A 340-nucleotide genomic window follows, 5' to 3' on the forward strand; every position below is an offset into this window, starting at 1 on the left:
TGACAGATTTATTGTTTTTTTCATTGTTCAGTACTACAACATCAGTTGTAGTGCCCTGCACATTGGTTCGTCTTGTTCAGTTTTCAAAGGTCTTTGTCTCTCGTTCTTATCGAGCGACAACTATATTAGTATATCACAGCTTCTTTTCCTTGTCAATAGCTTTTTCAAACTTTTTTCAACTTCTACTGCAACATACTCATAGTCCGTACGGGATTCGAACCCGTGTTACCGCCGTGAAAAGGCGGTGTCTTAACCCCTTGACCAACGGACCTAGAGCTTTTCAACTCTTTCTATTATACCTACTTTTTCTGCCTTGTCAACAGATTTAACTAAATTTTTT

The 340-nt window shown here is 38.2% G+C and carries 1 tRNA gene; it reads right to left on the reverse strand.

The features are described 5' to 3' along the window. Nucleotides 1–199: 199 nt before the first annotated feature. Nucleotides 200–271, reverse strand: a tRNA-Glu gene (locus tag FN031_RS08975). Between the last annotated feature and the right edge of the window lie 69 nt (nucleotides 272–340).

This window comes from Streptococcus mitis (genome assembly GCF_902159415.1).
GTDB lineage: Bacteria > Bacillota > Bacilli > Lactobacillales > Streptococcaceae > Streptococcus > Streptococcus mitis_BG.